The sequence below is a fragment of the Streptomyces hilarionis genome (assembly GCF_024539675.1).
GTDB lineage: Bacteria > Actinomycetota > Actinomycetes > Streptomycetales > Streptomycetaceae > Streptomyces > Streptomyces hilarionis.
Genome location: NZ_JAHHIT010000090.1, coordinates 1 through 26,436, shown reverse-complemented (window position 1 = coordinate 26,436; position 26,436 = coordinate 1). Strand labels below are relative to the sequence as shown.

General features: G+C 73.8%; 22 protein-coding genes. 9 read left to right on the top strand and 13 right to left on the bottom strand.

From position 1 onward, the window contains the following. Positions 1 to 246: 246 nt before the first annotated feature. Positions 247 to 957, bottom strand: coding sequence for a 3-keto-5-aminohexanoate cleavage protein (locus tag KMS84_RS22405; protein ID WP_256918204.1), 711 nt, complete (start codon positions 955 to 957; stop codon positions 247 to 249). Positions 958 to 1,086: 129 nt separating this feature from the next. After that, positions 1,087 to 1,689 (bottom strand): hypothetical protein, encoded by a 603-nt coding sequence (locus KMS84_RS22400; RefSeq protein WP_256918203.1) that lies wholly within the window; start codon positions 1,687 to 1,689, stop codon positions 1,087 to 1,089. A 209-nt stretch (positions 1,690 to 1,898) separates the two neighbouring features. On the opposite strand from KMS84_RS22400, the gene KMS84_RS22395 reads away from it, so the two are divergent. From KMS84_RS22395 to KMS84_RS22380, 4 genes are all read left to right on the top strand, one after another. Next, positions 1,899 to 4,688: a penicillin acylase family protein gene (locus KMS84_RS22395; protein WP_256918202.1), complete on the top strand. Its 2,790-nt coding sequence runs from the start codon at positions 1,899 to 1,901 to the stop codon at positions 4,686 to 4,688. A 424-nt stretch (positions 4,689 to 5,112) separates the two neighbouring features. Beyond that, positions 5,113 to 5,877: an SDR family oxidoreductase gene (locus KMS84_RS22390; RefSeq protein ID WP_256918201.1), complete on the top strand. Its 765-nt coding sequence runs from the start codon at positions 5,113 to 5,115 to the stop codon at positions 5,875 to 5,877. Next, the gene (locus KMS84_RS22385; protein ID WP_256918200.1) at positions 5,874 to 7,547 is read left to right on the top strand and encodes a class I adenylate-forming enzyme family protein; all 1,674 of its coding nucleotides are present in this window, start codon (positions 5,874 to 5,876) and stop codon (positions 7,545 to 7,547) included. Before KMS84_RS22390 ends, KMS84_RS22385 begins: the two co-directional genes overlap by 4 nt. A 29-nt stretch (positions 7,548 to 7,576) precedes the next feature. Beyond that, on the top strand, positions 7,577 to 8,170 hold the full coding sequence (locus tag KMS84_RS22380) for a TetR/AcrR family transcriptional regulator (protein WP_256918199.1): 594 nt from the start codon (positions 7,577 to 7,579) through the stop codon (positions 8,168 to 8,170). Positions 8,171 to 8,280: 110 nt separating this feature from the next. On the opposite strand, the gene KMS84_RS22375 is transcribed toward KMS84_RS22380, so the two are convergent. Then, entirely contained in the window at positions 8,281 to 9,495 is a 1,215-nt protein-coding gene (locus KMS84_RS22375; protein WP_256918198.1) for an acyl-CoA dehydrogenase family protein, read from the bottom strand. A gap of 5 nt (positions 9,496 to 9,500) precedes the next feature. After that, entirely contained in the window at positions 9,501 to 10,523 is a 1,023-nt protein-coding gene (locus tag KMS84_RS22370; protein WP_256918197.1) for a phosphotransferase family protein, read from the bottom strand. 261 nt (positions 10,524 to 10,784) lie between these two features. Here KMS84_RS22370 and KMS84_RS22365 point away from each other — a divergent pair, with 261 nt between their 5' ends. Then, positions 10,785 to 11,777 (top strand): NADP-dependent oxidoreductase, encoded by a 993-nt coding sequence (locus tag KMS84_RS22365; RefSeq protein WP_256918196.1) that lies wholly within the window; start codon positions 10,785 to 10,787, stop codon positions 11,775 to 11,777. Here the strand turns inward: KMS84_RS22365 and KMS84_RS22360 are convergent. From KMS84_RS22360 to KMS84_RS22345, 4 genes are all read right to left on the bottom strand, one after another. Then, complete coding sequence (locus KMS84_RS22360) at positions 11,774 to 12,106, bottom strand: DUF202 domain-containing protein (RefSeq protein ID WP_256918195.1); 333 nt, start codon at positions 12,104 to 12,106, stop codon at positions 11,774 to 11,776. The genes KMS84_RS22365 and KMS84_RS22360 overlap by 4 nt on opposite strands. Further along, the gene (locus KMS84_RS22355; RefSeq protein ID WP_256918194.1) at positions 12,103 to 12,495 is read right to left on the bottom strand and encodes a YidH family protein; all 393 of its coding nucleotides are present in this window, start codon (positions 12,493 to 12,495) and stop codon (positions 12,103 to 12,105) included. The genes KMS84_RS22360 and KMS84_RS22355 overlap by 4 nt, the downstream gene beginning before the upstream one ends. 57 nt (positions 12,496 to 12,552) lie before the next feature. Further along, a complete protein-coding gene (locus KMS84_RS22350) occupies positions 12,553 to 13,068 on the bottom strand; it encodes an NUDIX hydrolase (protein WP_256918193.1) in 516 nt (171 codons plus the stop codon). 70 nt (positions 13,069 to 13,138) lie between these two features. Further along, positions 13,139 to 14,032, bottom strand: a complete 894-nt coding sequence (locus KMS84_RS22345; RefSeq protein WP_256918192.1) for a DMT family transporter — start codon at positions 14,030 to 14,032, stop codon at positions 13,139 to 13,141. 461 nt (positions 14,033 to 14,493) lie between these two features. Here KMS84_RS22345 and KMS84_RS22340 point away from each other — a divergent pair, with 461 nt between their 5' ends. From KMS84_RS22340 to KMS84_RS22330, 3 genes are all read left to right on the top strand, one after another. Continuing rightward, positions 14,494 to 15,465: a hypothetical protein gene (locus tag KMS84_RS22340; protein ID WP_256918191.1), complete on the top strand. Its 972-nt coding sequence runs from the start codon at positions 14,494 to 14,496 to the stop codon at positions 15,463 to 15,465. Positions 15,466 to 15,689: 224 nt separating this feature from the next. Beyond that, positions 15,690 to 16,367 carry a molybdopterin-dependent oxidoreductase gene (locus KMS84_RS22335; RefSeq protein WP_256918217.1) on the top strand — a complete coding sequence of 226 codons (678 nt, stop codon included), beginning with the start codon at positions 15,690 to 15,692 and terminating at the stop codon, positions 16,365 to 16,367. After that, positions 16,351 to 16,971 carry a cytochrome b/b6 domain-containing protein gene (locus KMS84_RS22330; RefSeq protein ID WP_256918190.1) on the top strand — a complete coding sequence of 207 codons (621 nt, stop codon included), beginning with the start codon at positions 16,351 to 16,353 and terminating at the stop codon, positions 16,969 to 16,971. The genes KMS84_RS22335 and KMS84_RS22330 overlap by 17 nt, the downstream gene beginning before the upstream one ends. 109 nt (positions 16,972 to 17,080) lie before the next feature. Here KMS84_RS22330 and KMS84_RS22325 read toward each other — a convergent pair whose 3' ends face one another. Both KMS84_RS22325 and KMS84_RS22320 read right to left on the bottom strand, forming a co-directional pair. Continuing rightward, positions 17,081 to 18,478 (bottom strand): GntP family permease, encoded by a 1,398-nt coding sequence (locus KMS84_RS22325; RefSeq protein WP_256918189.1) that lies wholly within the window; start codon positions 18,476 to 18,478, stop codon positions 17,081 to 17,083. Between the two features lie 45 nt (positions 18,479 to 18,523). Further along, the gene (locus tag KMS84_RS22320) at positions 18,524 to 19,042 is read right to left on the bottom strand and encodes a gluconokinase (RefSeq protein WP_256918188.1); all 519 of its coding nucleotides are present in this window, start codon (positions 19,040 to 19,042) and stop codon (positions 18,524 to 18,526) included. Between the two features lie 140 nt (positions 19,043 to 19,182). Between KMS84_RS22320 and KMS84_RS22315 the strand changes: the two genes are divergently transcribed. Further along, complete coding sequence (locus tag KMS84_RS22315; RefSeq protein WP_256918187.1) at positions 19,183 to 19,884, top strand: FadR/GntR family transcriptional regulator; 702 nt, start codon at positions 19,183 to 19,185, stop codon at positions 19,882 to 19,884. 32 nt (positions 19,885 to 19,916) lie between these two features. On the opposite strand, the gene KMS84_RS22310 is transcribed toward KMS84_RS22315, so the two are convergent. From KMS84_RS22310 to KMS84_RS22300, 3 genes are all read right to left on the bottom strand, one after another. Continuing rightward, complete coding sequence (locus tag KMS84_RS22310) at positions 19,917 to 20,339, bottom strand: YchJ family protein (RefSeq protein ID WP_256918186.1); 423 nt, start codon at positions 20,337 to 20,339, stop codon at positions 19,917 to 19,919. Positions 20,340 to 20,798: 459 nt separating this feature from the next. Then, positions 20,799 to 22,142 carry a M1 family metallopeptidase gene (locus KMS84_RS22305; RefSeq protein ID WP_256918185.1) on the bottom strand — a complete coding sequence of 448 codons (1,344 nt, stop codon included), beginning with the start codon at positions 22,140 to 22,142 and terminating at the stop codon, positions 20,799 to 20,801. 77 nt (positions 22,143 to 22,219) lie between these two features. Next, entirely contained in the window at positions 22,220 to 26,089 is a 3,870-nt protein-coding gene (locus KMS84_RS22300) for a Pls/PosA family non-ribosomal peptide synthetase (RefSeq protein ID WP_256918184.1), read from the bottom strand. Between the last annotated feature and the right edge of the window lie 347 nt (positions 26,090 to 26,436).

Genomic DNA, 26,436 nt, shown 5'->3' with positions numbered 1-26,436 from the left:
GACTCCTCAGGGATTCGACGGACCTGGTTCGGGTTTCATCGGGCCCTACTGTCCCCACGGGAAACGGGTGGAGCGACCGGATTGACGGCTGCTAGCGTCGACGGGTGCCGATGCCCAAGTCCGCCAGGACGTGGCCGACTTCGGCGGCCGTCCGGCTCGACGTGAGCCGTTCCGGCTCCCGGGACCGCCCGGGCGTCCGGCTCGCGCCGGCGTGGCGCGCGTGGGATGCACCCGTGCCGGGCGCGCTCACCCGTGCAGGGCCACCGCCCGCGCCACCAACTCGGCGTTGGACGCGGCCCGTCGCCCGTCCGGCAGGTACAGCGTGTCCTCCAGCCCGACGCGGGCGGCCAGCCCGAGGCGTCGCGCCAGCCGCAGCACCGGCCAGGCCCCGCCGTCCTCCCCGTGCAGCAGCACGGGGCGGCCGAACGCCGGCCCCAGTTCGGCCAGGAGAGCGCGCGCGGTCGCCGCGGCCGTCTCCTCGACGGTGTCCGTCACCTCCGCGAGCACCCGCAGCACGCCCGGGCCGAGCGGAGAGGCCGCGAACCGGGCCGCGCCGTCCGTTCCCGACCAGATGCCGGCCTCCACGCCGACGCCCCGCTCCATCAGGGCGGCCGCCAGTTCCTCCGCGCCCGGCTCGTGCCAGTTCACCGAGGCGTGGTCGGGCAGCGCCGTCCAGTCGCGCACCCGGGCGAGCCGCCGCGCGGGGTCCGGCTCCGCCCAGGCGCCCGTGGTGACGCCGACCGGCACCGCCACCCGCGCCCGGATCGCGTCGAGAGCGGCCGCCACCACGCGCGGCGCGACCGAGTCCCGTCCGCAGGGCGTCCTGGGGTGGACATGGACGTCGGTGGCCCCCGCGGCGACGGCCCGCGCCGCCGACTCGGCCAGCGCCTCGGGCGTCAGCGGCACGACCGCGCCGTCCGCCGCTCCCCGGGTTCCGTTCAGACAGACCTGCACCATGCCCCGATGGTGACACCCGCCGCCGACAACGGACCGTGGCGACCGCCGCCCCCGAGCGGGGCGGCGGAACAGGGAGGCGCGCAACCCCCGGCGCACCACCCCGCCGTGCTGCTCGCCCCGCCCCGTGTCTCAGGCGGACATCAGCAGTCGTCCACGCCGGGCGTACGCCAGGGCCTCGGGGGTGAGGACAGGGCGCGGCACGAGGATCCCGCAGTCCGCGCACACCGGACCCGCCGAGGGCTCGTGGTCCAGCTCGTACTTCCAGGGCAGCTCCTCGCCGCCGCACACCGGGCAGACGGCGCCCGGCGCGCGCTCCAGCGCGGCGATCAGCCTGCGCAGCACCTCGGCCAGCGGCTCACGGGGGTGGACCCGCGGGTCGTCGCACCACGCGACGCCGAAACCGCCCCAGGTCAGCCGGTGCCAGTCGTCCACGGTGCCGGGCCTGCGCAGCCCGTCGTGCTTCTCCTTCCTGCGGCGCTCGGCGAACTCGGCCTCGTAGGCGAGCCAGACGGCCCGGGCCTCCTCCAGTTCGTCCAACGCGGCCACGAGCCGCGCAGGGTCGGGGGAGCGGTCCTGCGGACCGAACCCGGCCCGGGAGCACAGGTGGTCCCAGGTCGCCCTGTGTCCGTAGGGGGCGAACCTCTCCAGGCACTTGCGCAGTGAGTAGCGCCGCAGCGCCAGATCGCACCGCGGGTCCCGCACCTGTCTCGCCAGACTCCGGAAACCGGCCATCGCCTTGCACCTCCGTCACATCTGCACCTGTACTTCGGTCACTTCGGCGTCGTCGTACGGACGTCGTCGAATGGACGTATCGACATGCCATTCGGCTCCCTCCGATCTCCGATGCCCTCCCCCAGTCGAAAACTTGACGCTTGTTCATCTTCAAATCCCGGTGCTACCGGCGGTAACCTTCCGGCCACCCCCATCGCTAGGAGCAGCCGATGCCACGGCGAACCCCCCGCAACACCCTCGACAGACTGAGAACTCCCGGCAGATTCCCCGGGTTCCTGAAGACAGCCTCCGTATGCGCGCTGATCGCAGGTCTTCTGTCGCCGATCACCCAAGTGGCGGCCGCCACCGGAACGGCCACCGCGTCGAACGACTACTGCGGCGGCCAGTGTTCCGACATCCTGCCGCCGGGCGAGAACGGCAACGCCACGCTCGCCCAGGTCCTGCTCAACCAGGCTTTCGGAACCCAGCCCGACCACGCCGAGGACCAGCTCGGCCCCTACGCCAACCTCGCCAAGGGCTATCCCACCCTCACCAACGCGACGATCAACACCTTCTTCAACGACGCGTCCTTCGGCGTCCCCTCCGATCAAGTCGCCTCCACCCTGAAGCCGGCGGGCCGCGGCGACGTGACGATCGTCCGCGACAAGAAGACGGGCGTCCCGCACATCACCGGCACCACCCGGTACGGCACCGAGTTCGGCGCCGGGTACGCCGCCGCCCAGGACCGGCTCTGGCTCATGGACGTCTTCCGCCACGTCGGACGCGGCCAGCTCACCGCCTTCGCCGGCGGCGCGCCCTCCAACCAGGGCCTGGAACAGCAGTTCTGGCGCAACGCTCCGTACACCGAGGCGGACCTCCAGGCCCAGATCGACAACGCCGTCGCGGCCAACGGCGCCCGCGGCCAGCAGGCCCTCGCGGACGCGGACGCCTACCTGGCCGGCATCAACGCCTACATCGACGCCTCGGACAGCGGCCGCTACTTCCCCGGTGAATACGTCCTCACCGGCCACAAGGACTCAATCACCAACGCCGGCACCATCGACCACTTCAAGATCACCGACCTGGTGGCGCTGGCCTCGGTCATCGGCTCGCTCTTCGGCTCCGGCGGCGGCGGCGAGGTCGACAACGCCGTCTCGCTGCTCGCCGCGCAGGAGAAGTACGGCGTCGAGCAGGGCACCCAGGTCTGGGAGGCGTTCCGCGAGCGCAACGACCCCGAGGCCGTCCTCACCGTCCACAACGGCGAGAGCTTCCCATACGCCGCCAAGCCCGCCGACGCACAGGGCGAGGCGCTGCCCGACGACGGTTCGGTGACCACGCAGCCGCTCGTCTACGACGCCGCGGGCACCGGCGGCGACCAGAGCGCCGGCGCCGCCGCCGCGGCGGCCACCGCGTCCGCCCTCACATCGGCCCGGCGCGGCATGTCCAACGCCCTGGTGGTGAGCGGCAGATCGACCGCGAGCGGACACCCGATCGCCGTGTTCGGCCCGCAGACCGGCTACTTCGCCCCCCAGCTGCTCATGCTCCAGGAGATCCAGGGGCCGGGCCTGAGCGCCCGCGGCGCCTCCTTCGCGGGCCTGAGCATGTACGTCGAGCTCGGCCGCGGCCAGGACTACGCGTGGAGCGCCACGACGTCCGGCCAGGACATCATCGACTCCTACGCGGTCGAGCTGTGCCAGGACGACTACCACTACCTCTTCCACGGCGTCTGCACCGCCATGGACGTCGTCGAGCAGAAGAACGCCTGGAAGCCGACCACCGCCGACGGGACGGCGGCCGGCTCGTACACGATGCGCGTCTACCGCACCAAGTACGGCCCCGTGCAGTACCGGGCGACCGTCGGCGGCAAGAAGGTCGCCTACACGACCCTGCGCTCGTCGTTCATGCACGAGGCCGACTCGATCATCGGCTTCCAGATGCTGAACGACCCGGACTACGTCAAGAGCCCGCAGACCTTCCAGAGCGCGGTGCAGCACATCAACTACACCTTCAACTGGTTCTACGCGGACTCCTCCCACACGGCCTACTACAACAGCGGCGACAACCCGGTGCGCGCGAACGGCGTCGACGCCGAGTTCCCCGTCTGGGCGCAGGCCGCGTACGAGTGGAAGAACTGGGTCCCGGCCACCAACACGGCCGCGTACACGCCCCCTTCGGCCCACCCCAACTCCGTCGACCAGGACTACTACGTCTCCTGGAACAACAAGCAGGCCAAGGACTACGCCACGGCCTCGTGGGGCGACGGCTCCGTGCACCGCGGCAACCTCCTCGAGGACCGGGTGAGGAAGCTGGTCGCCGCCGGCGGCGTCACCCGCGCCGCGCTGACGAAGGCGATGGCGGAGGCGGCGCTCGTCGACCTGCGGGCCGAGGACGTGCTGCCCGACCTGCTGAAGGTGGTCAACAGCTCCCCGGTCACCGACTCCGCCGCCGCGGCCGCGGTGACCAAGCTCCAGACCTGGCTCACGGCGGGCGGCAGACGCACCGAGACGTCGGCCGGCTCCAAGACGTACGCCGACGCCGACGCGATCCGCATCCTGGACGCCTGGTGGCCGCTGCTGGTGAAGGCCGAGTTCGAACCCGGCCTCGGCGCCGACCTGTACAGCGCGTTCACCGCCAACCTGCCCGTGGACGAGGCCCCGTCCGCTGCCCACGGCCCGACCGGGTCGCACGCCGGAAGCTCCTTCCAGTACGGCTGGTGGAGCTATGTCGACAAGGACGTGCGCGCGGTGCTCGGCGAGTCGGTCCAGGGCGGGCTGACGCGGAAGTACTGCGGCGGCGGCACCCTGAGCGGCTGCCGTGACGTCCTGATCAGCACCCTGAAGACGGCGGCCGGCAAGACCGCGGCCCAGGTCTACCCGGGCGACACCCTGTGCGCGGCGGGCAACCAGTGGTGCGCCGACTCGATCGTCCAGCGCACGCTGGGCGGCATCAAGCACGGCAACATCAGCTGGCAGAACCGTCCCACCTTCCAGCAGGTCGTGGAGTTCACCTCGCACCGGTAGCACCGGCGGTCCCCGCGACGGCGGGCCGGGTCCTCACGGACGCGGCCCGCCGTCCGCGTGCCGCGCGCGGCCCCGCGCCCGCCTCCGTCGAGCGATGGCCACACGAGGCGCCGGCGCGCGCGCCCGCGCGGCCGGCCCGGTCCGCACCCCGCCGCGCCCCTTCGCGTCCGCCCGCCGTGCCTCCTCGCCTCCTCGGCGCCACCTCGCGCCCGTCCGGCGTCCTGCGCCTGCGACCATGGCCCTGCGACCCATGCGTGACCCCGCCCGCGGGCGTCGACGACGCGACGTGCACGGACGGCAGGTGCGGCCGCCGCGGCCGCCGGACTCGGCGGCGATCCCCGGGTAACCCTTCCGCCGCAACATACCGACTGGTTAGTCTGGCGGGCAGAGCCGATTCGTGCCGCAGTCGCGTCGAAGGAGACCGATGGTGGAAGCCGTGCAGGATGCCGCAGTGGTCGTGACCGGAGCGGGAGGCGGCATCGGGGCCGCGCTGGCCCGCCGCTTCGCCGCCGAGGGCGCCCGGGTCGTCGTCAACGACCTGGACGCGGAGCGGGCCGAGGCGGTGGCCGCCGAGATCGGCGGCATCGCGGTGCCCGGCGACGCCTCCACGATCGTCGACCGGGCCCGCGAGGCGCTCGGCGGCGCCGTCGACGTGTACTGCGCCAACGCCGGGGTCGCCTCGGGCGGCTCGGAGTCGGCCGACGAGGCCGTCTGGGCGCAGGCCTGGGACGTCAACGTCATGGCCCACGTCCGCGCGGCCCACGCGCTGCTCCCCGAATGGCTGGAGCGCGGCCGCGGCCGGTTCGTCTCGACCGTCTCGGCCGCCGGACTGCTCACCATGATCGGCGCGGCCCCCTACAGCGTCACCAAGCACGGCGCGTACGCCTTCGCCGAGTGGCTCTCGCTCACCTACCGCCACCGTGGGATACGCGTCCACGCGATCTGCCCCCAGGGCGTGCGCACCGACATGCTCGACGCCACCGGCAGCGCGGGCGACCTGGTCCTCAAGCCGACCGCGATCGAACCGCAGGACGTGGCGGACGCCCTGTTCAAGGGCATCGCCGAGGACCGCTTCCTGATCCTGCCGCACCCCGAGGTCGCCGGGTACTACCAGGTGCGCGCCGGCGACCCCGACCGCTGGCTGACCAACATGAACCACCTCCAGCAGAAGTGGGAGACCGCCGAATGACCCAGTCCGCCTCCCGGTACGCGGCCAAGCCCTGGCTGGCTCTCCTCGACGACGCCCAGCGCGCCCCGATCGAGCCCGCCGCCTCGGCCGTGCACGCCTTCCGCCGGTCCGTGGCCGAGGCCCCCGACCGCGTCTTCCTCGCCTACTTCGACGGCCGACTGAGCTACCGCGAGGTCGACGAGCTCAGCGACTCCGTGGCCGGCCACCTCGCCGCGCGCGGGCTGGCCCGCGGCGACCGCGTCGCGGTCCTGCTCCAGAACTCCCCGCTCTTCGTCCTCGCCCTGCTCGGCGCGTGGAAGGCCGGCGCGACGGTCGTCCCGGTGAACCCGATGTACAAGAGCGCGGAGGTCGCCCACGTCCTGCACGACGGCGAGGTGACGGCGCTGATCTGCTCCGACCGCGCGTGGGAGGCGTATCTGCGCGACACGGCCGCCGACTCTCCCGTGCGGATCGCCCTGACCGGCTGCGAGCTGGACTTCCAGACGCGGGGCGACACCCGCGTGCTCGGCTTCGAACGCCTCCCGCAGGCACCCGACGCCGACGACCTCACCGCCGTCGCCCGCGCCGGCCACAAGGCGCCCGAGGACCGTGCCGCCGCCGCCGCCGACATCGCGCTGATCAGCTACACCTCCGGCACGAGCGGGGCCCCCAAGGGCGCCACCAACACGCACGGCAACATCATGCACAACGCCGAACGGCAGCGCACCGGGCTGCGCCTGCCCGACGCGCCCGTGTACTACGCGCTCGCGCCCCTGTTCCACATCACCGGCATGGTCTGCCAGTTCGTGGCCGCTCTGAACAGCGCGGGCACGCTCGCCCTCACCTACCGCTTCGACGCGGCCGTGGTGCTGGAGGCGTTCACCGAGCACCGGCCGCACTACACGGTGGGCCCGTCCACCGCGTTCATGGCGCTGGCCGCCCACCCGTCCTGCACCCGGGACCACTTCGCGTCCTTCGCGCACATCTCCTCCGGCGGCGCACCGCTCCCGCCGGCCCTGGTGGAGAAGTTCCGGGCCGGCTTCGGGCCCTACATCCGCAACGGCTACGGGCTCACCGAGTGCACCGCCCCCTGCGCCTCGGTCCCGCCGCAGCTGGAGGCGCCGGTCGACCCGGCCTCGGGGACCCTCGCCGTGGGCGTGCCCGGCCCCGACACCGTCGTGCGCATCGTGGACGACCAGGGCGCGGAGGCGCCCTTCGGCGAGCAGGGCGAGATCGTCGTCCGGGGCCCGCAGGTCGTGCCCGGGTACTGGCGGCGCCCCGAGGCCACCGCCGAGACCTTCCCCGACGGCGAACTGCGCACCGGCGACATCGGGTTCATGGACGAACAAGGCTGGCTGTACGTCGTCGACCGCAAGAAGGACATGATCAACGCGTCCGGGTTCAAGGTGTGGCCGCGCGAGGTCGAGGACGTGCTGTACACGCATCCGGCGGTACGCGAGGCGGCCGTCGTCGGCGTGCCGGACGGCTACCGGGGCGAGACCGTCAAGGCCTACATCAGCCTGCGTCCCGGCGCCGACGCGGATGCCGGTACGCTCGCGGCCTACTGCAAGGACAGGCTGGCGGCGTACAAGTATCCGCGTCAGGTGGAGATCCTGCCCGACCTGCCCAAGACGGCGAGTGGCAAGATCCTCCGTCGGGAACTGCGTTCCCGCGCACACGACGGCCAGTGAGCAATCGAGGAAGAAGGCAGGTGGCGGCAGTGCCCAGGACGACGGACGGCGACGGGACGCCCGTGCCGCAGCGGCTGCTCGCCGCCGCCACCCGGCTCTTCGCCGAGCAGGGCTACGACCGCACCTCGGTGCAGGAGATCGTCGAGGCCGCGGGCGTCACCAAGGGGGCGCTGTACCACTACTTCGGCTCCAAGGACGACCTGCTGCACGAGGTCTACGCGCGCGTGCTGCGCGTCCAGCAGGAGCGGCTCGACGCGTTCGCGGACGCCGACGAGCCGATCGAGAAGCGGCTGCGGGGCGCGGCGGCGGACGTCGTCGTCACGACCATCGAGAACCTCGACGACGCGATGATCTTCTTCCGTTCGATGCACCATCTCGGTCCCGAGAAGAACAAGCAGGTGCGCGCCGAGCGGCGGCGCTACCACGAACGCTTCCGTGCGCTCGTCGAGGAGGGCCAGCGCGCCGGCGTCTTCTCGACGGCGACCCCGGCCGACCTCGTCGTGGACTACCACTTCGGGTCCGTGCACCACCTGTCGACCTGGTACCGCCCGGACGGCCCGATGGGCGCGCAGGAGGTCGCCGACCACCTCGCCGACCTGCTGCTGCGGGCGCTGCGGCCGTAGGCTCCGGACCCGCGCGAGGCGGGCACGCGTGAGGAGTGCACGCGTGAGGGGCGGTCGCCGTGGCGACCGCCCCTCACCGGTTCCCGTCGCAGGATCCCGCGACCGGTTGCCTAGAGGTACTTCTTCAGCTCCCGGCGGGCCAGCGACCGCTGGTGGACCTCGTCCGGTCCGTCCGCGATCATCAGCGTGCGCGCGCTCGCGTACAGCTCCGCCAGCGGGAAGTCCTGGCTCACGCCGCCCGCGCCGTGCAGCTGGATCGCCCGGTCGATGATGTCGACGACCGCCCGCGGCGTCGCGATCTTGATGGCCTGGATCTCCGTGTGGGCGCCCCGGTTGCCGACGGTGTCCATCATCCAGGCGGTCTTGAGCACCAGCAGCCGCAGCTGCTCGACGGTCACCCGGGCGTCCGCGATCCAGTTGTGGACCACGCCCTGCTGGGCCAGCGACTTGCCGAAGGCGTCACGGGCGACGGCCCGGCGGCACATCAGCTCGATCGCGCGCTCGGCCATGCCGATCAGCCGCATGCAGTGGTGGATGCGGCCGGGGCCGAGCCGGGCCTGGGCGATGGCGAAACCGCCGCCCTCCTCGCCGATCAGGTTCGTCACCGGCACGCGCGCGTGGTCGAAGACCACCTCGGCGTGGCCGCCGTGGGAGTGGTCCTCGTACCCGAAGACCTTCATGGCCCGCTTGACGGTGACGCCCGGGGTGTCGCGCGGCACGAGCACCATGGACTGCTGGCGGCGGACGTCGGCGCCGTCCGGGTTCGTCTTGCCCATCACGATGAAGATCGCGCAGTCCGGGTTCATCGCTCCGGAGATGTACCACTTGCGGCCCGTGACGACGTAGTCGTCGCCGTCGCGCTCGATGAGCGTCGTGATGTTGGTGGCGTCGGAGGAGGCCACCTCCGGCTCGGTCATCGCGAACGCCGAGCGGATCTCCCCGGCGAGCAGCGGCTCCAGCCACTGCTTCTTCTGCGCCTCGTCCGCGAACTGCGCGAGCACCTCCATGTTCCCCGTGTCGGGCGCGGCGCAGTTCAGGGCCGTCGGCGCCAGGTGGGGGGAGCGGCCGGTGATCTCGGCCAGCGGCGCGTACTGGAGGTTCGTCAGACCCGCGCCGTGCTCGGCGTCGGGCAGGAACAGGTTCCACAGGCCCTGCCGGCGCGCCTCGGCCTTGAGTTCCCCGACCACGGCCGGCGTGTCCCAGGGCGAGGCCAGCGCCGCTCGCTGCTCCTCCGCCACGGACTCGGCCGGGTAGACGTACTCGTCCATGAAGGCGAGCAGCCTGGCGCGGAGTTCCTCGGTGCGGGCGTCGAACGTGAAGTCCATGCCGGTCAGCCTTCCTGGAGAGTGGTCAGTCCGTGGTCGATGAAGACGGGGACGAGCTCGCCGATGCGGTCGAAGCCGCGTCCCACCGTCTGGCCCAGCGTGTACCGGTAGTGGATGCCCTCGAGGATCACGGCGAGCTTGAACCAGGCGAACGCCGTGTACCAGGAGACCGCGGATACGTCGCGCCCGGAGCGGGCCGCGTACCGTTCGATCAGCTCGGCTGGCGAGGGGTGGCCGGGAGCGGAGGCCGTCGTGGAGATCGGGGAGTCGGGCAGCCGCAGCGGCACGCTGTACATCACCAGCAGGCCGAGGTCGGTCAGCGGATCGCCGAGCGTCGACATCTCCCAGTCGAGGATGGCCCGGATCGTGTCGTCCGGGCCGATCAGCACGTTGTCGAGGCGGTAGTCGCCGTGCACGACGGCGGGCGCGGGGGAGTGCGGCAGTGCGCGGCCGAGGGCCGCGTGGAGCTCGTCGACCCCGGCCAGGTCGCGGCTGCGGGAGGCGTCCAGCTGCTTGCCCCAGCGGCGCAGCTGCCGATCCAGGAAGCCCTCGGGGCGGCCGAAGTCGGCCAGGCCCACCTCGGCGGGGTCCACCGCGTGCAGCTCCACGAGCGTGTCCACCAGCGACAGGATCGCGTCCCGGGTGCGCGTCTCGCCCAGCGGGGCGAGTTCGTCGGCCGTCCGGTACGGGGTGCCCTCGACGAACTCCATGACGTAGAACGGCGCCCCGAGCACCTGCTCGTCCTCGCAGAGCAGCACCGGCCGCGGCACCGGCACGCTCGTCGGGTGCAGGGCGCTGATCACCCGGTGCTCGCGCCGCATGTCGTGCGCGGTGGCCAGCACGTGGCCGAGCGGCGGACGCCGGACGACCCACCTGCCCTCGCCGTCGGAGACCGCGTAGGTGAGGTTCGACCGTCCGCCCTCGATCAGCCGGCCGGTCAGGGGGCCGTGGACCAGACCGGGACGCTCGCGCTCCAGCAGGGCGCGCAGCCGGTCGAGGTCGAGTCCGGGCGGGTGGTCGGGGCTCATGCGTCGCTCCTGTGGGCGGGACGGGTGAACAGGACCCCTTCATGATGCCGACCGGTCGGTATGCCGTCCAGTGGTCACGCCCAACGTGATCGGGGCCACGATAGGACGACGGCGGACCCGGCGGCGCCCCGGGAGCCGCGGACGGGCCGTGACCGGCCGCCCGCCGCCCCTTCCCGCCCCGTGGAGTCGGCCGCCGCACGGACCTCCCGCATCGGGTCGTCCCGCTTGCGCGGCGTGCGCGGACCCCCGAGGGTCGAAGCCATGAAGGCCATCAGCTACTCCCGCTACGGCGGCCCCGAGACCCTCGTGTACGGGGACGTCCGCGAGCCCAAGATCGGTCCCGACTCGGTGCTGGTGAAGGTCCGGGCGGCGGCCGTGAACCCCGTCGACTGGAAGTGCCGTCAGGGTTACCTGGACCCGATGCTCGACGCCGTCTTCCCGGTGGTCCCCGGCTGGGACGTCTCGGGGGTCGTCGTCCAGCTCGGGGTGTCCGTGGCGGAGTACTCCGTCGGCGACGAGGTCATCGGCTACGTCCGCGAGGACTTCCTCTCCCGCGGCACCTTCGCCGAGTACGTGGCCGCGCCGGTGCGCACCCTCGCCCGCAAGCCCCGCAACCTCACCTGGGAGGAGGCCGCGGGCCTGCCGCTGACCGGCCTCACCGCCTACCAGGTGCTGACCGGGGCCCTGCGGGTCAAGCGAGGTGAGACGGTCCTCGTCCACGCCGCCGCCGGCGGGGTCGGCTCCATCGCCGTGCAGCTCGCCCGCCACCTCGGCGCCCGGGTGATCGGCACGGCGAGCGAGGCCAACCACGACTTCGTGCGCTCCCTGGGCGGCGAGCCGGTCGCCTACGGCGAGGGACTGGCCGAGCGGGTGCGCGGGCTGGCGCCCGAGGGGGTGGACGCGGCCTTCGACACGATCGGGGGCGACACCCTGAAGGTCTCCGCCAACCTGCTGGCCCCGGAAGGACGCCTGGTCTCGATCGCCGACGGCGACGTCGTCGGCTACGGCGGCCGCTACTACTGGGTGCGGCCCGACGCCGAGGACCTCACCCGACTGGCGGAACTGGCCGAGCAGGGCGTCGTCTCGGTGCACGTGTCCGACACGTTCCCGCTGGAGCGCGCGGCGGAGGCCCACCGGCTGAACGAGGAGGGCCGCACCCGCGGCAAGATCGTCGTCACGGTGGCCTGGGACGCCGACGACGCCACGGACGCCGACGACGGCACGGGTGCGGCGGACGCCCGGGACCCGGGCTAGATCACCAGGGCCACGGCGCAGGCCGCCGTGGCGACGGTGCACAGGACCACCGACGTGGCGTGCCGCGGCGCCAGGGGCGCCGGAGTCGCCACGGCGGCCAGGGACCGGATACGCCGGTGGGCGAGCAGCAGGAAGGCCAGCCACAGAACCCAGCACAGCGCGCAGGCGACGATCCCGGCCGCCGAGGTCCTGCCGCCCGCGCCGTGCACCGCCGCCTTCACGGCCAGCACGGCGGTGACGGTGCTCGACAGCGTCGCTCGCCGCCAGGCCAGCCGGGTCCGCTCCGGCTGGAGCCCGGGATCGCGCCGGGACGGCGACGGGCCGCTCACCCCTCCCACCCCACCAGCACCACCACGACCATCGCCACCGCCACCACCGCGACCACCACGCCCAGCAGCGCCGGGAACCGGGACGCCGGCAGGTCCTCGCCCCGGCGCATCGCCCGCTCGCAGCGCATCCAGTGGTTCACCGCGCGCAACGAGCACAGCACGCCCGCCCCCAGCAGGGCCAGCGCCAGCCCGACCCGCCAGCCCCAGCGCAGGTCCGGCAGGAACTGGTCCACGGCGAACCCCCCGCCGATCAGCGCCAGCGCGGTCCGCAGCCAGGCCAGGAACGTACGCTCGTTGGCCAGCGAGAACCGGTAGTCGGGCGTGCTGCCCTCCGCCCGCACCTGCTCGGGAGCGAACCACAGACTGACATTCCGCACGAACTCGATCACCCGACGGACCCTACCCGCCGTCCGCCGCCCCGCCCGGAGCACTCCGGCGGGCCCCGCTCAGCCCGTCGGCCGGAACTCCTTCAGACGCCGGTACGCGGCCAGCCCGTCCGGAACCCACTCCCAGACAGGCAGGCGGCGCTCGACCTCCTCCTCGGGCAGGAACGCGTGCCAGGCCACCTCCTCCACCTGGGGACGCACCGGCAGCTCGCAGCGGACCTCGTAGACGGCCGACCACCAGCTCCCGGCGGACCCGCCGTCGTAGAGGAACTTGAAGAGGAACTCCGGCCGGGGCAGCCCGCTCACCCCCAGCTCCTCCTCGGCCTCGCGCAGGGCGGCGTCGTCGTAGCTCTCGCCCGCGCCGACCACGCCGCCGACGAACATGTCGTACAGCGAGGGGAAGACCAGCTTGGTCGCGGTCCGGCGGTGCACGAACAGCCGGCCCTCCGCGTCCCGGGCCCGGACGAAGACGCAGCGGTGACGCAGCCCTTCGGCGTACACCCGCCCCCGGGGGAACCGCCCCACGACCCGGTCGTTCTCGTCGACGACGTCGAGGATCTCGTCAGCAGCGCTCATACCGCCCATCCAAGCAGGCCATCCCCGACGCACGACCGTGCCGTCCGGGACGCGGGAACGGGCCCGCCGGTCACTGCGGCTGGAAGTTCGGCACCCGCTCGCGCGGCGCCGCGCCCCGGGGCATCGCCGGGTGCAGCCCGAGGAGCACGATGCCCGCGACGATCGCCGCGAGTCCCGCCGCCTCCCAGGCCAGCGCGCCGGTGTCGGTGTGCAGCTGGTCGCCGAGGAAGCCCACGCCGCACAGGATCCCCGCCAGCGGCTGGGCCGCCGTCAGCGCGGGCAGCGACATCCGCAGGGGCGCCGTCTCGAACGCGCTCTGCACCAGGACCAGTCCGCTCACGCCGAGCGCGAGCACCGCGTACGGCTGCCACCCGGTGAGCAGCTCACCGAGGCCGCCCGCGCCGAACCGCTGTCCGCTGACCCTGGTCAGGGCGTCCTGGACGCCGTACAGCAGGCCCGCCGCGAGGGAGAGCAGGACCGGCCCCGAACTCAGCCGGGAGCGCTTGGCGTACGTCGTCAGCAGCAGCGCCAGCCCCACCATCACGCCGATGATCAGCCAGTGCCGCAACGGGTCCGCGACCGCGGTGCCCCCGCGCGGCTGGCCCGCCACGATGAAGGCGGTCACGCCGCCCGCGAGCAGGAGCAGGCCGGCCCAGCCCTGGCGGCCGAGCGGCTGCTTCGTCTGGTGCCGGGAGAGCGCGAGCGCGAAGAGCAGGTTCGTCGCGAGCAGGGGCTCCACCAGGGAGATCTCGCCCTGGCCGAGCGCGACCGCGCCCAGCGCCATGCCCGCCACCATCAGGCCGATGCCGCCGAGCCAGCGGGGCACCTTCATCAGGTCGAGCAGCAGCCGCGGCGAGAGGAAGTCGCCCAGCGGCGCCCTCTGGGCCGCGTTCTGCTGGAGCACGAACCCGAAGCCCAGGCAGCAGGCGGCGCTCACGGCGAGAACCAGAACCAGTACCGACACGCTGCGTACCTCGATCATCCGGTCGGACCACGGACGGGGTGCGTGTGGCCGACTGTAGCGTCCCGGCGTCCGCGGTGCCCTGCGAGTGCCGGAATCCTTCGCTTCGGGTCCACCCCGGGACGGTGCTTCCGGGAGTACCCCTGACCGGGCGGTCGACCCGCCCGCGGCGCCGGGCCCGAGGGCCGGGGCGCGACCGTACGGCCGTCGCGGCCGTACCGCCATGGTGTGGGCTGCGGCCGGGCCGCGCCATGGCGTACGCCACACCGGCGCCGGGCGGCGCCGCCCGCGAAGGGCCCCACCAGCGGCGGGGCGCCGCGGCCCGTCCTCGGTCGCGCGGCGGCCGGCGCGGGCACGGTCGCCGGGCCTTGACGGTGGACGCCGGCCGACGATTGGCTGTGGGTGATCGGCCGATCGCGGGCCGATGCCAGAGCCGCCGCCGAGGAGGATGAGGAAGTCCCGCGGTGCCCTTACCCCCGCCACCCCTCGGCCCCGACGGGCAGTGCCCGGGCCCGGCCCCCGACCCGGCCCTGGACGACGACCGGCTCGTCGCCGCCCGCGCCGCGCTGGCGCAGGGCCGCAGACAGCCGGTGCGCGCCCTGCTGGCCCGCACCGGCGACGACTGGGACCGGCGCGCGCACCGGGTCGCCGTCCTCGCCCGCGAACCGTACGCGGCCGCCTGGGCCGACGACTGGCTGCTCGCCGAACCGGACTGCCCCGACGCCGCCGTCCTGCTCGCCCTGGCCCGCGTCCGCCGGGCCCTGCGCGGCAAGGAGGACCCCGCTCCCGCCCGCGCCGCGTGCCGCACGGCGGCCGAGCTCGCACCCGCCGACCCGACCCCCTGGCTGGGCCTGCTCCAGCTGGAGCGGACGGGCGGGCCACGGGCCGTGCGGATCTTCGAGGAGATCCGCGCCCGGCACCGCGACCACCACCACGCGCACCACCTGATGGTGGCCCGCCTGGCCGAACGCCGTGCCGACCGCGGCCCCGACCCGCTGCACGAGGTGTACGAGTTCGCCGCCTGGGCCGCCGAGCAGGCGCCCGCCGACTCCCCGCTGGCCATCCTGCCGGTCGTCGCGCACGCCGAGCGCTACCGTGTGCTGGCCGCGCACGGCTTCGTGCCGGCCGACCCCGCCGCCTGCGGCCACTGGCGCGACGGGCGGGCCCCGGACGTGCTGAAGGCGGCCTTCGACTGGTGGCTGGAGTGGGAGCACGACGACCACCCCCGGCACCTGGTCGACCTCAACTTCCTCGCCCACGCCACGGTGTGCGGGGGACGGGGGGCCGAGGCCGCCGCCCTCTTCCGGCGCATCGGCCGGCACGTCACCCGGCAGCCCTGGTCGTACCCGGACCGGGACCCGGGCGAGGCCTTCCGGGCGGCCCGTGCCGCCGCGCTGCGGACCGGTCGGTGCGTGCCGTGGCCGAGAGCCGGGTGAGAAGTGATGACGGAAGTCTGACGGCGGTCCTGGATCCCTGGCCCCGACGGGCACCCTGGTGCTCGAATGGAGGGGTGACCCCCGAACCGCCCGGACAACCGGAACGACCCGAACGACCCGAGCCCCCCGCACGACCCGCCCCGCCCGAGCGGCGGCCGGACGGCGCGGAACCCTCCCGTGACCCCGGGGCGTCCGGCGAACGCGGTGCGCCCGTCGGCCGGCGGGTGTTCCTCGGCACGCTCGCCCTGGGCGCCCTGGGCGTGATCGCCGCACCCCCGTTGCAGCGTGGCCTGGAGGCCTTCCTGGCCGGTGCCGCGGACCGGGACCCCACCGGGCTCACCGGCCTGCTCCCCAACGGCGGCGGCTTCCGCTACTACTCGGTGACCTCGTCCGTGCCGCACAGGGACGCCACGGACTACCGCCTCACCGTGGACGGACTGGTCGACCGGCCCGGCGTCTACACGCTGGACGAGCTGCGCGCCCTGCCCCAGACCCGGATGGTCAGGGACGTCCAGTGCGTCACGGGCTGGCGCGTGCCCGGCACCCCCTTCGAGGGCGTGCGGCTGTCCGCGCTGCTGGACGCGGCCGGTGTGCGGCCCGGGGCCGGCGCCGTCCGCTTCACCTGCTTCGACGGCGCCTACACCGAGAGCCTCACCCTGGCGCAGGCCCGCCGCGCCGACGTCCTGGTGGCGCTGCGGATGCAGGACAAGGATCTCGGGCACGACCACGGCGGACCCGTCCGGCTCTACGTGGCGCCCATGTACTTCTACAAGTCGGCCAAATGGCTCTCCGGCATCACCGTCACCGAGAAGGTGCGGCCCGGCTACTGGGAGAACCGCGGCTACGACGTCGACGCCTGGGTCGGCCGCTCGAACGGACGCGACGATGACCCTACGAACTGAGGCGCCGCACCCGGCGCGAGTGCGCCGCTTCACCCCCGCCGTGCGGTGGGTGCACCGCACCACGGCCCTGCTGATGGGCGTGTGCGTGGTGACCGCGTCCTTCCTGTACATCCCCGAGTTCGCCCGGCTGGTGGGCCGCCGCGAGCTGGTCGTCCGCGTGCACGAGTGGGCGGGCCTGGCGCTGCCCGTGCCCGTCCTGGCGGGCCTGGCCTCGCGGGCGTTCCGCGCCGACCTCGGACACCTCAACCGCTTCGGCCCGCACGACCGGCGCTGGCTGCGGGCCGCCCTGCGCCGCGACAAGCGCCGGGAGTCGCGTCCGGCGGCCAAGTTCAACGCCGGGCAGAAGGTCTACGCGTCCTGGATCGCGGGGGCGAGCCTGGTCATGCTCGGCACGGGTCTGCTCATGTGGTTCACCCACCTGGCCCCGATCATGTGGCGCACCAGCGCGACCTTCGTCCACGACTGGCTGGCCCTGACCATCGGCGTCGTCCTGGCCGGTCACATCGGCATGGCCTTGGGCGACCCGGAGGCCCGGCGCGGCATGCGCACCGGCTCGGTGAGCCGCGAGTGGGCGGAACGGGAACACCGCCTGTGGCGGCCGTGACCGCCCCCTCACGAACGGGTTCCCCGCGAACGGGTGCTCCGCGAACTCGCGTGCTCCGCAAGCTCGTCGGGCCCGCGGACTGCTCCGCGTGCCCCCGGACGGGCCGGGCCTAGACGACGAGCGAGAGCAGCAGGACCAGCCCGCCGGCGACCACCGAGATGATGGTCTCCATGACCGACCAGGTCTTGACGTTCTGGCCGACGCTGAGCCCGAAGTACTCCTTCACCAGCCAGAAGCCGGCGTCGTTGACATGGCTGAAGAACAGCGAGCCGGCGCCGATGGCGAGGACCAGCAGGGCGGTGTGCGCGGTCGACATGTCGGCCGCGAGGGGCGCGACCAGTCCGGCCGCCGAGATCGTCGCCACCGTCGCCGAGCCGGTCGCCAGCCGGATCGCCACCGCGATCAGCCAGGCCAGCAGCAGGGCCGGTATGGACCAGTCCTCGGAGACGTCCAGGATCATCTGGCCCACACCGCAGTCGATCAGCGTCTGCTTGAAGCCGCCGCCCGCGCCGACGATCAGCAGGATGCCCGCGATGGGCGCGAGCCCCCGGTCCACCAGCTGCGAGATCCGCTCCCTGCTGAAGCCCGCGGGCCGGCCCAGCGTGAAGATGCCGACGAGGACGGCGGCGAGCAGGGCGATCAGGGGCGAGCCGACGACGTCGAACACGCGCTGCACGGTGTGCTCGGGGTCGTCCACCACGATGTCGACGAGCGCCTTGGACAGCATCAGCACGACCGGCAGCAGGATGGTGGCCAGGGTGGCGCCGAAGCCGGGACGCCTGTCCAGTTCCTCCGAGGCCCGCTGCGGGATCATGCGGTCGGGGGCGGGGACGTCGACCCAGCGGGCGGCGACCTTCGAGAACAGCGGACCGGCGATGACGACCGTCGGCACGGCGACGAGCACGCCGAGCGCCAGGGTGACGCCCAGGTTGGCGCCGACCGCGTCGATCGCGACCAGCGGGCCGGGATGCGGCGGGACGAGTCCGTGCATCACCGACAGACCGGCCAGCGCCGGGATCCCGATCCGCATGAGCGAGTAGTTGCCCCGCTTGGCGACCATCAGCACCACCGGGATCAGCAGCACCACGCCGACCTCGAAGAACAGCGGCAGGCCGATGACGGAGGCGATCAGCACCATCGCCCACGGCATCGAGCGGCCGCCCGCCTTGGCGAGGATGGTGTCCACGATCTGGTCGGCGCCGCCGGAGTCCGCGAGCAGCTTGCCGAGGATCGCGCCCAGCGCGATCAGCACGCCCACCCCGGCGACCGTGGAGCCCAGCCCGGCGGTGAAGGAGGCGATGGCCTTGTCGAGGGGCGCCCCGGCGAACGCGCCGAGCGCGAGCGAGCCGATGGTCAGCGCCAGGAAGGCGTGCAGCTTGAACTTGGTGATGAGCAGGACGATCACGGCGATGCCCGCCAGGACGGCGAGGCCCAGCTGTGCGTGGCCGGCCGAGGTGATCGGCTCGACCTTGTCCGCCGCCAGCATCTCGACGCTGAGTCTGGTCACGGGGTTCCCTTTGCGGTTATCGGGACGGGGGGAGGGTGAGGGGGGTCACGCGGCCGGGCCGGGGAGGGCGGCGAGCGCCGTCACGGCCCGGCCGGCGATGTTCTCGGGGCTGCCGCAGACGTCGACGGCGACGCCCGCCTCGTCGGCCTGGAGGGGCTGGAGCGTGGCGAACTGGGAGTCCAGCAGCGCGGTCGGCATGAAGTGACCCTGCCGGTGCGCCATGCGGTCCTCGATCAGGGACCGGTCGCCGGCCAGGTGCACGAAGACGACTCCGGGGGCCGCGGCCCGCAGCCGGTCGCGGTACGACCGCTTCAGCGCCGAGCAGCTGACCACCCCGCCGAGTCCGGCCCGCTCGTGCGCCCAGCCGCCGATGGCGTCGAGCCACGGCTGCCGGTCGTCGTCGTCGAGCGGCACGCCGGCCGACATCTTGGCGATGTTGGCCTGCGGGTGGAAGTCGTCGCCCTCGGCGTACGGGACGCCCAGCCGGGCCGCGAGCAGCGGACCGATCGTGGTCTTGCCCGTGCCGGCGACGCCCATCACCACGACGACAGGGGGGGTGCGCATCTTCGCCTCGCTGTCTTCCTCGACACCTGGCGCCAAGGAGCGCCGACGACACTGAAGCCGATTAGGTACGACGAATACAAGAGTCTGTGACATATAAGTCTGACTTTTTGGCTTCGTGATCTACCGCGTACTCTGTGTGCATGACCACTCCGGGCCGGGGTCTGCACGGCCGAGTACTGGACGCCCTGGGCCCCGCGATCACCGCGGGTGAGTACCCTCCGGGCAGCGTCCTGCGCACCGACGAACTGGCCCAGCGCTTCGACGTCTCCCGCTCCGTGATGCGCGAGGCGGTCCGGGTGCTGGAGTCCATGCACCTCGTCGAGTCCCGCCGCCGCGTGGGCGTCACGGTGCGGCCCCGGGCCGAGTGGAACGTCTATGACCCGCAGGTCATCCGCTGGCGGCTGGCCGGCGCCGACCGGCCCCACCAGCTGCGCTCGCTCACCGTCCTGCGCTCGGCCGTCGAGCCGGTCGCGGCGGGCCTGGCGGCGACCCACGCCACGGCCGAGCAGTGCGCCGAGCTGACGCGGTGCGCCCTGGGCATGGTGGCCACCTCACGCGGCCGGCGGCTCCAGGAGTACCTGGTCCACGACGTGGCCTTCCACCGGGTGGTCCTCGCCGCGTCCGGCAACGAGATGTTCGCCCGGCTCGGCGACGTCGTGGCGGAGGTGCTGGCCGGCCGCACCCATCACGAGGTCATGTTCGAGGACCCCGACCCGGCCGCCGTCACCCTGCACGTCCAGCTCGCCGAAGCGGTCCGCGAGGGCGACCCGATGCGCGCGGAACGGCTCACCCGCGAGATCACGGTCGGCGCCCTCCAGGAACTCGACATCCTGGCCCCCTGACGCCCCTGACGCCCCTGACGCCCGCCGACCCGCTACTCCGGGAACTCCCCGTCCACGTACACCCACGCCCCGCCCACCCGCTCGAAGCGGCTGCGCTCGTGCAGTGCCCCGCCCCGGTAGGAGGCCCGGAACTCCACGACGCCGGACGTGTGGAACGCGGTGCCCTCGGACGTGCCGAGGATCTCCAGGCCCGTCCACCGCATCCCGGGGTCCGGCTCCAGCCGCTCCGGCCGGGTGCGCGGATGCCAGGTCCGCAGCAGATAGGGCACGTCACCGCGCACGAACGCGCTGTAGCGCGACCGCATCAGCGCCTCGGCGGTGGGGGCGGTCACGGCGTCGCCGCCCGCGTGATAGCGCCCGCAGCAGCCCTCGTACGACGCGGGCAGCCCGCACGGGCAGTCGGCGGACACGGAGGCGGCGACTCGCTGCCGCGAACGAGCGGTACGTCGGACCATGCCCCCATTCTGCCCGCCCCCGTCCCCACCGCCTCGGGGGCACCCGGCCACGGCACACGATGCCCCTCCCGACTCGGCTCACCCCTCGAGCGGCGCGGGGAACTGCGCGACCGGCCCCCACGGGCTCGCGGGGCCTGCACGGCGCGGTGGAGGGGATGCGGGGGAGTCGGGGCCGCAGCCCCGGCGTCTACCGGCCCCTCCCGACTCGGCTCACCCCCAAGGGGCGCGGGGAACTGCGCGACCCGCCCCCACCTGCCCGCGGGGCCTGCACGGCGCGGTGGACGGGATACGGGGGGCCGGTGCCGCAGGCCCGGCTCCTACCGGTACTTCGCGACTCGGCTCACCCCCAAGGGGCGCGGGGAACTGCGCGACCCGCCCCACCGGCCCGCGGGCGCGATGGCCGGGCGGGCGCCGGACGGCGGACCCCGGACGGGCCGGTCGCCGCCCTCGCGTGGAGCGCTACGCGCCCCGGGCCGCCGGCAGGACCGGCAGCGGGGGCAGCGCCGTCGCGTACACCCAGGCGTCGAACAGGTCGTCCAGCGGCTCCGGCGCGAACCGGGCCACGTGCGCCATCAGCGTCGCCGTCGTCACCGCGCCGCCCCGGTGCAGGGACAGCCAGGCCCGCAGCATCCGGAAGAACGCCTCGTCGCCCAGCGCGCAGCGCAGCGCGTGCACCGTGAGGCCGCCGCGCTCGTAGAGCCGGTCGTCGAACATCGACTTGCGGCCCGGGTCGGCCAGCCGCAGGTCCTGCGGCTGCGCCGACAGCGTCCGGTGCGCCACGGCGGCCAGCTGCTGCGCGCTGCGACCGCCGGACCGCTCCGACCACAGCCACTCCGCGTACTTGGCGAACCCCTCGTTCAGCCAGATGTGCCGCCAGTCGGCGATGGACACGCTGTTGCCGAACCACTGGTGCGCCAGCTCGTGCGCCACCAGCCGCTCCGAGCCCCGGGCGCCGTCCACGTGGTTGGCCCCGAACAGCGACAACCCCTGCGCCTCGACGGGGACGTCGAGCTCCTCCTCCGTCACCACCACCGCGTACTCGTCGAACGGGTAGGGGCCGAAGAGCTGCTGGAACAGGTGCATCATCCCGGGCTGGCGCGCGAAGTCACGGGAGAACTCCGCCAGCAGATGCGCCGGGATGTGACCGTGCTGCGGCACCCCGCCCAGCCCCGGATCGCCCAGCAGCACGGTCTGGTACTCGCCGATCGACAGACCCACCAGATAGCTCGACGTCGGCGCGGACTGCTCGTACACCCAGGTGGTCGTCGAGGCCTTCGCCGTCCGCGTGAGCAGCCGCCCGCCCGCCACCACCGCGTACGCGGACGGCGTCGTGACCGATATCAGGTACGACGCCTTGTCCGCGGGCCGGTCGTTGCACGGGTACCAGGACGGCGCGCCCACGGGCTGGCTCGCCACCAGCGCGCCGTCGTCCAGCTCCTCCCAGCCGATGCCGCCCCACGGGCTGTTCACCGGCTTGGGGTTGCCCGACCAGTGCACCTCGACCGTGAAGGCCGCCCCGGCCCGGATCGGCTTGGCCGGGCGGATGCGCAGCCGGCCGCCCCGGTGCGTGTAGTGCGGCTGCCGGCCGTCCACCCGGACCCGGCCGATCTTGAAGTCGGCCAGGTTCAGCTGGAACTCGGCCAGCGACGCGCGCCCGGCGATGGCGTTGATCCGCGCCGCCCCCGACAGCCGGTTGGGACCCGGCCGGTAGTCCAGCGTGAGCTCGTACCGGTGCACCCGGTACCGGGGGTCGCCGTTGGCCGGGAAGTACGGATCCGGCCCGACCGTCTGCTGAACTGCCACGTCCCCGTCCGCTCCCTGACCTGTACTCGAACCACTCGCCGCCGGTCCACCGCCCACCGACTCCGAGTAGCCCCTTCTCAGGGACGCCATGCCTCGATCGGGTTGCCGAGCCAGCGGGTGTCGTCCGGGACGGACTCCGCGGCCATGACGAGCGACGCGGGACCCAGGGTCGTCCGGGCCCCGATCGTGCTGCCGGGCAGCACGATCCCGCCAGGGCCCAGCGTGGCGCCCTCACGGAGGACCACAGTATCCGTCCGCAAGATCCGGTCGTGGAAGAGGTGAGTCTGGAGCACGCACCCCCGGTTGACCGTGGCACCGTCCTCCAGCGTCACCAGATCCGACTCGGGCAGCCAGTAGCTCTCCACCCACACGCCCCGGCCGATCCGCGCCCCGAGACCGCGCAGCCACGCCGTCATCACCGGCGTCCCCGGCACCGCGCCCGCCAGCCACGGCACCGCCACGACCTCGACGAACGTGTCCGCCAGCTCGTTGCGCCACACGAAACCGCTCCACAGCGGGTGCTCCCCGGCACGGTGGCGGCCCACCAGCAGCCACTTGGCGACGACGGACACGACCGCCGCCGCGACCCCGGCGCCCAGCAGCACCAGGCCCGCCAGCAGGGGCGCCCACGCCCCCAGCGCGCACAGCACGGCCACCGTGGCCACCCCGAGCGCGGTCGAGCACAGCACCGGCACGATCCTGCACAGCTCCACCAGCGCCCGCGCCCACAGCAGCCGCGCGGGCGGCTCGTAGGTGCGGCTGTCGTCGCCGTCCGCCGTGTGCCGGGGCAGCTTCACCGGCGGCAGCCCCAGGTACGAGGTGCCCTTCTTCGCCTTCTTCGGCGTCGCCGACAGCACGCCCACCAGCCCGCCGTCCGGCACCGACCGGCCCGGCGCGGTCATCCCCGAGTTCCCGAGGAACGCCCGCCGGCCGATCTCCGCGCGCCCCACCCGCACCCAGCCGCCGCCCAGCTCGTACGGCGCGGTCAGCGTGTCGTCGGCGAGGAACGCGCCCTCGCCGACCGTCGTCAGGCTCGGCAGGGCCAGCACCGTCGACACCTCGGCGCCCCGCCCGATCCGCATGCCCAGCAGCCGCAGCCACACCGGCGTGATGAGCCCGGCGTACAGCGGGAACAGCGTCTCGCGCGCCCGGTCCATCAGCTGGGTCACCGTCCAGGCCTGCCAGGCGACCCGCCCGTGCGCCGGGTGCGTGCCCTCCCGCAGCCCGATGCTCAGCAGCCGGACGGCGACCAGCACCAGCAGCGCGTACGCCGCCCCGTAGGCCAGCGTGGCGGGCACGAGCGCGACGGCCGCACCCCGCAGGGCCGGCCGGAGACCGTCGCCGGGCGTCACGAACGCCGACGCCACCAGCAGCGCCGCCGCGCCCGACAGCACCGGGAGCAGCGTCAGCCCGAGTCCCGACACGCCGTACATGGCCCGCCAGTACCGGCTCTGCGGCGGCCGCTCCTTGGGCCGGTTGCGCTTGGCCCGGCCGAGTTTGACGGCGGGCGCTCCCGCCCACCGCTGACCCGTCGGGATCTGCCCGGTGACCGCCGATCCGGGCGCCACCTCGGCCCGCTTGCCGACACGCGCCCCGGGGAACAGCGCGCTGCGCGTGCCGACGACCGCGTGCGCCCCGACCTTGACCGAGCCGATCTCCAGCCGGTCGCCGTCCAGCCAGTAGCCGGACAGGTCCACCTCGGACTCCACGGCCGCGCCCCGGCCCAGCTTCAGCAGGCCGGTGACCGGCGGCAGCGTGTGCAGGTCGACGTCGGGGCCGACCTTCGCGCCGAGCGCCCGCGCGTAGCGTTGCAGCCACGCCCCGGTCAGCGAGGTCGCCCCGCTGAAGTCGGCCAGCCGCTCCGCCGCCCACAGCCGCACATGGACCGAGCCGCCCCGCGGATGACGGCCGGGCCGCACCCCCCGCAGCAGCAGCCGTGCCCCGCCCGCGCCGAGCGCGAGCCGCCCGGGCGGACTGAAGAACAGCAGGAGACCGGCAGCCACCAGCCACCACGGCGCGGTCGGCAGCCAGCCGTAGGCGGGCAGCAGATCGCCCAGCGCGGCCAGCGCGACCGTCCAGCGAAGGCCGAGCAGCGTGAACAGGGGCAGGAGCAGCAGGAGCTGGAGGAACTGCGTCCGCTTCGGCACGGGCGCGATGGTGCGGCTGCCGGCGTCGTCCTGCGCCGAGGCCTCCAGTCGCCGGGCCAGCTTGCGCAGGGTCGGCTGCTGGTAGACGTCCAGCACCGCGGCCCCGGGGTAGCGGGTGCGCAGCCGCGAGGTGAGCTGGGCCGCGCCCAGGCTGCTGCCGCCGATCGCGAAGAAGTCGTCGGAGGCCGAGGCGACCGGGATGCCCAGCACCTCGCTCCACTGCTCGGCGAGCCAGGCCTCCGTGCCGTACAGCTGCTCGGCGCGGCCGCCGGTCTCCAGCCCCTCCAGGGGCCAGGGCAGCGCGTTGCGGTCGACCTTCCCCGAGGTCCGCGTCGGCAGGTCCTGCACCGGCGCCAGCAGCGGCACCAGGGCCGCGGGCAGCTCGGTGCGCAGCCGCTCCACGGCCGCCGCCTGGTCCCAGCCCTCCTGCGTGACGACGTACCCGACGAGGAGCTGGTTGCCGCTGCGCGCGGTCCGCACGGCCGCCGCCGCGCCCGCCACGCCCGGCAGCGCCTGGAGTGCCGCGTCGACCTCGCCCAGCTCGATGCGCCGTCCGCCGAGCTTGATCTGCTCGTCGGCCCGGCCGAGGAAGACGAGCCCCTCGGCGTCGGCGCGCACCAGGTCGCCGCTGCGGTAGGCCCGCTCCCAGCCCAGCGACTCCAGCGGCGCGTACTTCTCCGCGTCCTTCTCGGCGTCGAGGTAGCGCGCGAGCCCGACGCCGCCGATCACGAGCTGGCCGCTGCCGCCCAACGGCACGGGCGCGCCGGCCTCGTCCACGACCGCCAGCTCCCAGCCGCGCAGCGGCAGCCCGATCCGGACCGGCTCCTCGCCCGACATCAGCGAGGCGCAGGCGACCACGGTCGCCTCGGTCGGCCCGTAGGTGTTCCAGACCTCCCGCCCCTCCGTCACCAGGCGCTGCACCAGCTCGGGCGGGCAGGCCTCGCCGCCGAAGATCAGCAGGCGGACGTCGTTGAGGGTCTCGGGCTCCCAGAGCGCGGCCAGCGTCGGCACCGTCGAGACGACCGTGATCTCCTGCTCGACCAGCCAGGGCCCCAGATCGGCGCCGCTGCGGACCTGGGAGCGGGGGACCGGTACCAGACAGGCGCCGTAGCGCCAGGCGAGCCACATCTCCTCGCAGGAGGCGTCGAAGGCCACCGACAGCCCGGCCATGACCCGGTCGCCCGGCCCGACGGGCTCCTCGACGAGGAACAGGGCGGCCTCGGCGTCCACGAAGGCGGCCGCGCTGCGGTGGCTGACGGCGACGCCCTTGGGACGGCCGGTGGAGCCGGAGGTGAAGATGACCCAGGCGTCGTGCTCGGGGCCGGGGCGCGCGGCGGGGGCCGTCGCGGACGTGCCGTGCACGGTGATCTCGTGCCCCGCGCCGACGACGGCCCGCACGCCCGCCTCGCCGAACACCAGCTCGGCCCGCTCGTCGGGGTCCTCGGCGTCCACCGGCACATAGCTCGCGCCGACGGCGAGGACGGCCAGGATCGCGACGTAAAGGTCGTTGGTGCCGGACGGCACGCGCACGCCCACCCGGTCGCCGAGCCCCACGCCGGCCGCGGCGAGCCTCCGCCGCAGCCCCTCCACCGCCACGGCGAGGGCGCGGTAGGTGAGGCAGCCGGCGCCGTCGTCCAGCGCCGGCTCGTCCGGGAACGACCGCACCGTCGCGTCGAGGACGTCGACCAGGGTGCGGGGGGAGGCGGCGGGACCGCCGGAGAAGCGGGCGGTGTCGCCGAGTTGTGCGCGGATTTCATCGTCGAGCAGGCCGAGAGCGCTGCTCTCGTGTGTGGCTGCCATCGGTCCTCGCGTCTCGATCCCGGAAGCCTCCGGGGCGCCGGCGGGCCCGCAGGTCTGCCTGGGGTTGTCCGGTCCAGCTCCGTAACAAGCCGGATATTTTAGTACGACGCTAGGCACGCCCTGGTCTGTCGGCCACCGGGCGAGGCCGTCCGGGGCTCCCCGGGGCTGTCGGCAGGCACTGCTGACCTGCACGATCTTGGAGCGGCGAGAGATGCCCCACACACGCGAGCGAGGGCCGCGACCCATGGTCACGACCCTCGCTCATCTCACGTGTCCGAGGGGGGACTTGAACCCCCACGCCCGATAAAGGGCACTAGCACCTCAAGCTAGCGCGTCTGCCATTCCGC

Excerpts from the sequence above, each read along its gene's own strand:
- KMS84_RS22405 (WP_256918204.1), bottom strand. The coding sequence starts at position 957 with ATGGTGCAGGTCTGTCTGAACGGAACCCGGGGAGCGGCGGACGGCGCG.
- KMS84_RS22400 (WP_256918203.1), bottom strand. The coding sequence starts at position 1,689 with ATGGCCGGTTTCCGGAGTCTGGCGAGACAGGTGCGGGACCCGCGGTGC.
- KMS84_RS22395 (WP_256918202.1), top strand. The coding sequence starts at position 1,899 with ATGCCACGGCGAACCCCCCGCAACACCCTCGACAGACTGAGAACTCCC.
- KMS84_RS22390 (WP_256918201.1), top strand. The coding sequence starts at position 5,113 with ATGGTGGAAGCCGTGCAGGATGCCGCAGTGGTCGTGACCGGAGCGGGA.
- KMS84_RS22385 (WP_256918200.1), top strand. The coding sequence starts at position 5,874 with ATGACCCAGTCCGCCTCCCGGTACGCGGCCAAGCCCTGGCTGGCTCTC.
- KMS84_RS22375 (WP_256918198.1), bottom strand. The coding sequence starts at position 9,495 with ATGGACTTCACGTTCGACGCCCGCACCGAGGAACTCCGCGCCAGGCTG.
- KMS84_RS22370 (WP_256918197.1), bottom strand. The coding sequence starts at position 10,523 with ATGAGCCCCGACCACCCGCCCGGACTCGACCTCGACCGGCTGCGCGCC.
- KMS84_RS22365 (WP_256918196.1), top strand. The coding sequence starts at position 10,785 with ATGAAGGCCATCAGCTACTCCCGCTACGGCGGCCCCGAGACCCTCGTG.
- KMS84_RS22350 (WP_256918193.1), bottom strand. The coding sequence starts at position 13,068 with ATGAGCGCTGCTGACGAGATCCTCGACGTCGTCGACGAGAACGACCGG.
- KMS84_RS22330 (WP_256918190.1), top strand. The coding sequence starts at position 16,351 with ATGACCCTACGAACTGAGGCGCCGCACCCGGCGCGAGTGCGCCGCTTC.
- KMS84_RS22320 (WP_256918188.1), bottom strand. The coding sequence starts at position 19,042 with ATGCGCACCCCCCCTGTCGTCGTGGTGATGGGCGTCGCCGGCACGGGC.
- KMS84_RS22315 (WP_256918187.1), top strand. The coding sequence starts at position 19,183 with ATGACCACTCCGGGCCGGGGTCTGCACGGCCGAGTACTGGACGCCCTG.
- KMS84_RS22310 (WP_256918186.1), bottom strand. The coding sequence starts at position 20,339 with ATGGTCCGACGTACCGCTCGTTCGCGGCAGCGAGTCGCCGCCTCCGTG.
- KMS84_RS22300 (WP_256918184.1), bottom strand. The coding sequence starts at position 26,089 with ATGGCAGCCACACACGAGAGCAGCGCTCTCGGCCTGCTCGACGATGAA.